Here is a 9,017-nt window from a genome sequence, read left to right as displayed (position 1 = left end):
CATTTCCAGCGTCATGGCTTAGTTTACGAACGACAGAGCGCAAACGGACGATTTCAGCGCGGTTCAGGCTCATCTTGTGTTGGAAACGAGCATTCCTTCAGGCTCATCTTGCATTGGATAATTCTCGGACTTGTTTCCGACTGAAAAAACGGCTATAATGCCGCGCTTTGGAACAGGCGCAAAGTTGCACGCCCCAACAGTACAAGTATACGACAACTTGGACCAGTTGTCAAGCGGTGGAATATTCACGATGCGGAGGGGATTATGAATCGTGCCATGACATTCGCGGAACTGCTTGCCAGATACAACGGCGGCAAAAGCGCAGGCGCGCAGAAAAAGCTGGCGCAGGCGCTTGACACCGGCATTTACAACGTTTGCCATTGGAATTCCGGACGCTGCACCCCCTCCAGCGACATGCGGCTTCGCGTGGCCGCAGAGCTGGGTGTTTCCGTGGACGAGCTTATATCCGCGCTTGACTGCAGCCGCCGCGAGCGCGCCGGCATCCCCCTGACCATTGACGATATTCCTCCCTCTCTCCGCTGCAACAGCGCCTCCCCCGTGAAACTGGAACTGCGCGACAGCGCGCAAAACCATGCGCGCGCGGCCGCGCCGGGCCCGGCGGAGTACACGGCGGTTGCAGCTTCCATATCCGGCCCGGAATTCCGAATGCGGGACATCCCGTCCATGGTTGCGGAGGAGTTTCTGCCCGTGCCGCAGCACGGCGGGCAGCGGCAGACCGTGGCGTTGCGCGTAAGAGGCGGCGGGCTAAAACCGCTGGCGGCGGACGGGGAATATCTGCTTGTAGCCTTGACGTCTTTTGCCGAAGACGGCAGCATCGCCCTTGTCCACAGAGACGAGGAGTACACCATCGGCGTTTTACGCTGGGTTGACGGGAATTGCGCGGAGATAACCGCCATAGGTGGCAGGACGCGCAGGCTTAAACCGGAGGAAATCGCCGTCGCCGGAAAACTGCTGCTGGTGCTGCGCAAGCCCTGCGGCTATTGATGTCTGCATAAACCTGGAAATTTCAGTTGGCCGCGGGATTCGGCGAAAAATAGCTTCATACTGCCTTCACAAAATTATCCTTTCGTGCCGTGGAGCACGCGCGGATAATTTTGTTCGGCATTATTTTGCGCTTTTTCGCCTCGGTCCTCGCGCCAACTGAAACTTTCAGGTAAATAAAAGCCCATGCGAAGGCCCGAATTCAGGCCGCGCGCCAGGCGCGGCTGCGCCGCTGTGCTGTCCGCACTGCAAACAGCCGCAACGACGTGCGCGGCCTGAAGGCGGGCCTCCCCGAAGGGGCTGAGCCGCTTTCGGGCTGCAACCGCGTCGCCAAAGGCTGGACATACGGACAGTATGTCCGGCCTTTGGCTTCTTGTTTCGCTGCGAAATCGGCTCAGTCGCATAGGCTTTATTTATGCAGGCATCAATAACAGGTTTTGGGACAAAAACCACGGTAGCTTCATTCGGGGAAACCGCATTTTTCCGCGATGCGAAAAGGCCCTTGCGGAATTAGCGGACAGGGGCTATACTAGCGCCATGAAAACGAATTTGCTCCGGCCTCTTGTTGTTGTCGCCCTCGCCGCGTGCGCGCCGTGCGCGGCCGGCGATTATGCGGTTGATTTCCGCCCCCCCGAAAGGCAGGGCGAGCCTGTCAAAACCGATAACGCGGCATACAGCTTTCACAGACCGCAGGACAACGCGCAGCAACAGCCCCCGCAGCAGCGGGACATGCAGCCGCAGAAAGCGGCGGAGCTTAGCACCGGCACCGCATTGCGGAACGGTCCGCAGGTAACCCGCAACGATTCAGGAACCGAGCAGGCTTCGTCCTCCGGCGCGCAGGGTTCCGCGCCGGAAGGCAGGGAGTTCAGCGAGCCCAAATTCGCAAGCGAGGAAAGAACGGATTCCTCCCCGGCAATGGGAGACCTGCCCGGCGCCACAGCCTCTTCCGGCGCAGGCTCTTCAGGCGGCGGCGCGCCCGGGGCCGGCGGCGGAGAGGAAGCCCAGACTCCCAAACCCGATGACAAAGCAGTGCAGTTGAAGACTCTGGACGAGGTTACCAGCAATCTGATGGCCAGCTACGGTCCCAAGGGCCTTGTGAATAAAGGCGCTTTCAAGGATGAGAAAGAAGCCAAGGAATACGCGGAAGACCTGCTGGACGACGCCAGACAGGGCGGCGGAGGCGGAGGCGGCGACGGAGGAGACACCAGCGGCGGATCGGGCGGCGGCATAGAAGAGGCCTCTGCCGGAAAATCCGGCGGCGGAAAATCCGACCCCAAGCTGGAATCCAAGATGGGCAAAATAAAACAGTTCACCATAACCTCGTCCCACGGGAGCGGGAGCGTAACCATCAAGGTCAATAACGGCAAGGTTGATTCCTCCTCCATGGGACAGGTCAAGAAAGTGTTCCGTTGCCGGCTGACCAAGCAGGAGCACGATATCCCGCAGAAACTCATACAGCTTATAGGAGCCGTGGCGGCGGAGTCTTCCGGCAGCAAAGGCGGCAATGTGAAAGTAACGCTCAACAGCGGCTACAGAAGCCCCAAGCTGAATTCCATGGTGGGCGGGGCAAGCCAGAGCCAGCACATGAAAGGCAATGCGGCCGATATACAGGTGCAGGGCGCTTCGGCGGACAAGATGTATCAGGCCTGCGTGAAACTGAAAGCGGGCGGCTGCGGCAAATACTCAAGTTTTGCCCATGTGGACGTGGGCCCTGTGCGCACATGGGGCGGCAAATAACCCCCCCTTTTTCTGCTGAAAATATTGGGAAAGCGCGGCGCGTTTGCAGCGCCGCGCGGAGGAGTGATAGCGTGGGTAAATACGCGGCGGTTGCGCTGCTGATTGCTGTTTCGTTGCCGTCCGCACACGCTCAGGATGCAGGGAACTGGGCCGCAACGGCGGATGCGGCGCAGCAAATACCGGAGCCTGCCGGTATGAGCTACAGCAATGCCCAGGAAACCGGCCCGGAGCGCAGATATGAGGCGGCAAACGCGGGATTTTCCGCAGCATCCGGCAGCGGGTATGCCACCTTTACAAACGATACCCAGGGCCGTCCGTTTCTGAATCAGAAAGACGACTTCCTCAACCCCGGGGAAATTATACTGACATTTGACGACGGACCGGCCCCTGATAATACGAAAAGCATCGTTGAAGCCCTCAGGAAAGCGCATGCTCCGGCATTGTTTTTTGTGCTTGGCTCCAAATTGGAGAGCGAAGCCGCCAAGTCTCTTGCGGCGAGTGAGAGCGGACACGGGATAACGGTCGGCGTTCACGGGTATTTCCACGCCACGCCGGACGACCGCGGCAACCCCTATACATCATTGGACTGGGACACCGTGCAATTTGACATAAAAGGCGGCATAGAGCGCGTAACCGAAGCTACGGGCAAGGCGCCGCGGTTTTTCCGCCCGCCCTACGGCAGCCTGCGCCCGGAGGATGCCAAAAAAATATACAGGAAGCTGAAGCTCATTCCCGTAGGCTGGACCATAGATTCCGAGGACTGGAAAACAAAAAATCCCGGCGAGTTGTTTTCCAAGCTTACCTCAATGATCAGGCAGCGCGGAAAAGGGATAGTGCTTATGCATGATGTGCATCCGCAAAGCCGGGCCGTGGTTGTCAAACTCCTTCCCTGGCTGAAGGATAACGGGTTTACGGTGGTGCCGCCCGCCCGGCTCAAACAGGCGTTTGCGCAATAGGCCGCGCTTCTTCTCAATTGCCGTGTTTCATCTGCTGACCTTTCCCTGTTCGCTGAGGCAGTCATAAGCCCGGAAATTGCAGTTGGCCGCGGAATTCGGCGAAAAATCGCTTCATACTGCCTTCACAAAATTATCCTTTCGTGCAGTGAGGCGCGCGCGGATAATTTTGTCCGGCATTATTTCGCGCTTTTTCGCCTCGGTCCTCGCGCCAACTGAAACTTTCAGGTGATGCGCTATGCCGCCGCGGTTTTTATATAATATTATCGTGGGACAGGGTTCCGGCAGGGGGTTTTTCCGATGGCTTTGAAACATGTGGAGATGCTTATAGATTCCGGCACGGAAGGGCGCGAAATCCGCGTGCGCAACGCGCGCTCCGAGGACGCCCGCCGCATACAGGCGCTTTATTCGGAAGTTTACGGCTCCAGCTACTCGGTGTCGGTGGTAACCGACCGCGAGAAAATGAAAAAAGCCATCGCCAGCGACGATTATTTCTGGCTTGTCGGCGAACACGAGGGCCGCATCATCGCCAGCCTGTTTTACACGCTGGACCGCACCCAACGGATTTCCAAGGCGCTGGGGGCGGTGGTTTCAAACGAGTATCGCAAGCTCAACCTGGCTAACACGCTGATGCGGTTTATTCTGGACGCGATAATCTCCGCCGGCTGGGCCGATGTCGTCTACGCCACCACCCGCACCGCCAACACCGCGCCGCAGCAGCTTACAGAGGGGCTGGGGTTTGCGCCGCTGGGGATATTCCCGAACGCGCACAAGGTTTTTGAGAACGAAACACACTGCCTGGCGGGGCATTTCATTCCGCAGTCCTGGCAGCACAGGCGCGCCCCCGCCGTACTGCTGGAGGAACTGGAGCCGCTGCACCGGCTGGCCGGCCAGTCGCTGGCGAAATTCGGGGTGGAGCTTGAAAAACCCGAACTAGTCCGCGCGGAGGATTCCGGGCGCGAGCCGCCCGTAAAAAACGCTCCCCAGATTCCCTTTGAGATTATAGACGCCCCGCACTTCGCCGCGCACCGCTGGCGCGCGCACGGCAACTCCGGCGTTTTTGAAAACGCCTACGTCCCGTTTCACGAGCCGAACCTGATTCTGCTGTCGCATGACCAGAAAACCGAGATATATATCCACTACAGCGAAAAGGACGGCTACAGCGCGATTCTGGGTGGCAGGAGCGAGGAAAAGGACCTCTCCGTCATACTGCGCAGCGCGGCAAACGCGCTGCGCGAGCTGAAAGTGAGCTATGTGGAGCATCTGGTGGACGCCTATTCGCCGCAATTGCAGCAGCAGGCGCTGCACGCGCGTTTTCTGCCCAGCGCGTATTTTCCCGCCATGCGGCTGCACGGCGGCAAGCGGTGGGATTACATCATATTCTCGCATTCCTTTGACATGCTGGATTTCCGCAACGTAAGCCTCATGCCGGCATACCGGCAGTATCTGAAGCAATACCTGCAAATCTGGGACAAGCTCTACATAGAAACCGCGCTTACGGGTAAAAAATGACTTTGTCATCGCCCATAGCCCGCCCGCTGTCCGACAAAAGCCGCATGGCAGGGCTGCTGGAATGCCCGCCTTTTGACTATTCGCCGCAGGCGGAGCGGCTGTTTCTGGAAGCCATGCGCGAAAGCGCGGCCATACATTTCAGGCGGGAGCGGCATTTCGCGGGATTGTGGCGGCAGGCCGGGTTTTCGCCGGAGGATATAAAGACCTCCGCCGACATCGTGAAAATCCCGTTTATCGGCGTTTCCGCGTTCAAGGAGCGCGATTTGTGCGGCATTCCACGCAGCGAAATCGCGCTGGAGCTGACCTCCAGCGGCACATCGGGCCAGAAAAGCAGAATGGCGCTGGACAAGGCCTCGCTGCTGCGGGTGCGGAGAATGGCCTGGCAGGTGTTTAACGGGCTGGGCATGGCGGATGCCAAATCCCGCGCGGATTACCTGTGCTTTACCTATGACCCGCGCGCCGCAAAAAACCTGGGCACCGCCTTCACCGACGAACTGCTGACCGGGCTTACCGGAACCGGAGAGGTTTTCTACGCCATCAGGCCGTCGGGCGGCGGGTTCTTTTTTGACCAAGAAGGCGCGCTGGCCGCGCTGGAGCGTTTTGAAAAACGGGGAAGGCAGACACGGATAGTCGGATTCCCAGCCCATGCGCTGGCGCTGTGCGCCGCCTTCAGGAAAAAGCACGGCAGGAACGCGCGGCTGAACCCTTCCGGCTGGGTCATCACCGGCGGCGGGTGGAAAGACAACCAGGACCGCGCCCTGGATAAAACAGAAATGCGCCGCCGGCTGGCCGCCGCGCTGGGGCTTAAAACCGCCAAAGTGCGCGACCTGTTCGGCATGGTGGAGCACGGCGTGCCTTATGTGGACTGCCCGCTGGGCAATTTCCATGTGCCGGTATACGGCAAAATCATAGTCCGCCATCCCGCCTCGCTGGAAAACATGGGATACGGCAGGACGGGGCTTTTGCAGTTCATGACGCCGTACTTGTCCAGCTATCCGTCCATATCCATTTTATCGTCCGACCTGGGAAGCCTTGAAAAAGGCTGCGCCTGCGGCCTCGGCGGGCCGGTGCTGCGCATAGCGGGCCGGGTGGGGGTGAAAAAACTTAAAGGCTGCGCCATTTCCGCGGCCACGCTGCTATGAGCGCCTATATATTCGGCAAAACCGTCCGCAAAAATCAATGGAACGCCGGCGATATCGACAAACTCGGCCTGGCGGCCGGGAAACGGCTGCCCGCCATGCGGCAGGTCCCTGTTGAATACATTCTGGACACGCTGCACGCGACCGGCAGGCTTTATGCCGACAAAAACAGCCTCTGGTATAAACGGGCATTCCGGCAGGTGGCGGCGGCCTCCGGTTTTTCAAGGGAAACCGTGGAAATCTCGCTTTCGCTGCTGCCTAAACTGCTGGACAAATCGGAAATGTCCAGGCGGCTGCGGCTGGAGCTGTTCCTTCCCAATGCCCTGGACGCCTGCATCTCCCGCGCGGGCTATGACGGGCTTGTAACCGCGGCGCCGCGCGGCGTGGCGCTGCATATCGGGGCGGGAAACGTGTTTCTGGGAATACTGGATTCGCTTGTGATGGGAATGCTGACGCGCAACGTCAACATAGTCAAAACGGCAAGCGGGGGCGTTGAATCCGCCGTGCATTTCGCGCAGGCGCTGAAAACCTGCGATAAGACAGGCGTTTTATCCTCCTCAATCGCCGTGCTGAACTGGCCCGGCGGCTCCGCCGATGTTGAAGAAGCCATAGCCCGCCATGCGGACGCGATAGTAGTCTGGGGCGGCGGGGAGGCGGTGCGCGGCTGGCGCAAGGCCGCGCCGGCGTCCGCACATGTGATAGGCTTCGGGCCCAAGACTAGCTTCGCGGTGATAATGCCCTCGGCCATGAAATCGCGCGGCGCGGACGCGCTGGCCATGCAGGCCGCGCGGCAGGCAAGCCTCTGGGAGCAGAGCGCCTGCGCCTCGCCGCATTGCGTCTATATAGTCTCGCCGGAGCTGCATGAGCGGGACCCGCTGGCGAAAGATTTTGTCCGCGCGCTGGCGCGCGCCTTCGCGCAACTTGCGGGCGAGCTGCCCCCCGCCAAACTCTCCGTTGACGAGCAGGTTGAAATCACCAAAGCGCGCGAACTCGCTAAAATAGACATGGCGGTGAACGCCGCCTATGTGGAAAGCGCGTTCCCGAAGACGGACTGGACCGTCATCTCGGAAAAATCGCCGAAATTCTCGGTCTCGCCGCAGAACAGGACGCTGTATGTGAAATGCGTTTCCTCGCTGGACGAGATAGAAAAACAGACCGCGGCCATGCGCGGGCTTATACAGACCGCGGGCGTGGCGGGCACATTGGCTGAAAAAACCGGCATCGCCCGCCGGCTGGTCCCGCTGGGCGTGGCGCGGATAACGGATATCGGCGCCATGCTGGAGGCTCCCGCCGGTTCGCCGCATGACGGCGTTTTCCCGATGCGGGAGCTGGTGCGTTTTGCCGGAATAGAGGGCCTGCCTTCCGCGCTGGACAAGTTATCGGCCATAGTGGAATACGCGCGCGCCAATAGTCCGTTTTACAAGCGGCATTTCGCGGGCAGCGGGCGCATAGAGTCGCTGGAGGATTTCAGGAAGCTGCCTTTTCTGCTCAAGGAAGACATTCTGGCCAACACCCCGCCCGAAAATTCCGGCATGTTCACCGGCCCGGCCACCGGCGGGATATTTTTCGCCAGCGGCGGCTCCACCGGCAATCCGAAATACATTTTCTACAACGGGCGCGAGTATGACAGGGTCAGCCGCGCGCTGGCGCAATGCTTCATGCGCGGCGGGCTGTGCGAGAGCGACAGGGCGGCAAACCTGTTTGTCTCCGGCAATTTGTGGTCAAGCTGGATTTCGGTTGAAAAGGCGCTGGCCAAAACCCCCGCCGTTTCGGTCCCCATAGGCAGCGCGCTGCCGGTGGAGGAGATAGCCCGCTATCTGCATGAATTCCAGGTTACGGCGGTGCTGGGGCTGCCGTCTTTCCTGCTCAAGCTGGCGCAATACTGCGCTACGCTTCCCAAAGCGCGTCGTTTCCCGCTGCGGCTTGTCTTCTACGGCGGCGAATACGCCGGCAAAGAAGCCGCGCAGTATTTTAACTCGGTTTTTCCCGGCGCGATTATGCGCTCGGCGGGATATGCGACGGTTGACACGGGAGTGGTCGGCTGGCAATGCCCGCATTGCGCGGGCTCCATCCATCATCTTTGCGAGGACGAGCAGTTCATGGAAATAATAGACCCGCAAACCGCCATCCCCCTGCCGCAGCCGCGCCCATGCGAAACAGCGGACGAAGCAGCCATAGGCGAAATAGTCCTGACTGTTCTCAACAAAAAGCATATGCCGGTAATCCGCTTCCGCGCCGGCGACCTGGCCCGCTGGACGGGCGGGACTTGCGCCTGCGGCAGCGCCGCGCGCCGCTTTGAACTGCTTGGCCGCTGCGACGACAGAATTCACGCCGGCGGCGCGCATATATTCGTCAACGATTTAAGCACGGCTGTGTCCGCCCTGCCGGAGTTGAGCCTTAATTTCCAGCTGGAAATCTCAAAACGCGGCCCGCAGGACAGGCTGAAACTCCGTGCGGAGCTTAAAGAAGGCCAGCCCCCCCCGCCGGACGCCGAAAAAAAGCTTCTGCAATCAATACACCGGAACTGCAAAGATCTGGCCTATTCGCTTGAGCAGGGCTGGATGGAGCCGCCTGAAATAGAGATTCTCCCCGCCGGAAAAATCCCCCGCATAGAACGCACCGGCAAAATCCGCAAAGTGATAGACCAACGCTAGCCTGAAAATTTCAGTTGGCC

6 protein-coding genes are annotated in these 9,017 nt (G+C 59.7%); all 6 read left to right on the top strand.

What is annotated here, in order from left to right; genetic code table 11:
- Positions 1-264: 264 nt before the first annotated feature.
- The 6 genes from WC421_02455 to WC421_02430 all read left to right on the top strand — a co-directional run bounded on the left by WC421_02455 (position 265) and on the right by WC421_02430 (position 8,997).
- Positions 265-1,005 (top strand): S24 family peptidase, encoded by a 741-nt coding sequence (locus WC421_02455; protein ID MFA5161083.1) that lies wholly within the window; start codon positions 265-267, stop codon positions 1,003-1,005.
- 534 nt (positions 1,006-1,539) lie between these two features.
- Positions 1,540-2,739 (top strand): DUF882 domain-containing protein, encoded by a 1,200-nt coding sequence (locus WC421_02450; protein MFA5161082.1) that lies wholly within the window; start codon positions 1,540-1,542, stop codon positions 2,737-2,739.
- Between the two features lie 71 nt (positions 2,740-2,810).
- On the top strand, positions 2,811-3,695 hold the full coding sequence (locus WC421_02445) for a polysaccharide deacetylase family protein (GenBank protein ID MFA5161081.1): 885 nt from the start codon (positions 2,811-2,813) through the stop codon (positions 3,693-3,695).
- A gap of 297 nt (positions 3,696-3,992) precedes the next feature.
- Positions 3,993-5,204: a GNAT family N-acetyltransferase gene (locus WC421_02440; protein ID MFA5161080.1), complete on the top strand. Its 1,212-nt coding sequence runs from the start codon at positions 3,993-3,995 to the stop codon at positions 5,202-5,204.
- Positions 5,201-6,346, top strand: a complete 1,146-nt coding sequence (locus WC421_02435; protein ID MFA5161079.1) for a hypothetical protein — start codon at positions 5,201-5,203, stop codon at positions 6,344-6,346. The genes WC421_02440 and WC421_02435 overlap by 4 nt, the downstream gene beginning before the upstream one ends.
- A complete protein-coding gene (locus tag WC421_02430; protein ID MFA5161078.1) occupies positions 6,343-8,997 on the top strand; it encodes an acyl-CoA reductase in 2,655 nt (884 codons plus the stop codon). The genes WC421_02435 and WC421_02430 overlap by 4 nt, the downstream gene beginning before the upstream one ends.
- Positions 8,998-9,017: the final 20 nt, after the last annotated feature.

It is taken from the genome of Elusimicrobiales bacterium, assembly GCA_041651175.1.
Taxonomy (GTDB): Bacteria; Elusimicrobiota; Elusimicrobia; order Elusimicrobiales; family Elusimicrobiaceae; genus JAQTYB01.
Note: the sequence above shows the minus strand (reverse complement) of the source record. Positions and strands in the feature narration are given on the sequence as shown.

Coding starts and splice junctions, on each gene's coding strand:
- WC421_02440 (MFA5161080.1), top strand. CDS start 3,993: ATGGCTTTGAAACATGTGGAGATGCTTATAGATTCCGGCACGGAAGGG.
- WC421_02455 (MFA5161083.1), top strand. CDS start 265: ATGAATCGTGCCATGACATTCGCGGAACTGCTTGCCAGATACAACGGC.
- WC421_02430 (MFA5161078.1), top strand. CDS start 6,343: ATGAGCGCCTATATATTCGGCAAAACCGTCCGCAAAAATCAATGGAAC.
- WC421_02450 (MFA5161082.1), top strand. CDS start 1,540: ATGAAAACGAATTTGCTCCGGCCTCTTGTTGTTGTCGCCCTCGCCGCG.
- WC421_02435 (MFA5161079.1), top strand. CDS start 5,201: ATGACTTTGTCATCGCCCATAGCCCGCCCGCTGTCCGACAAAAGCCGC.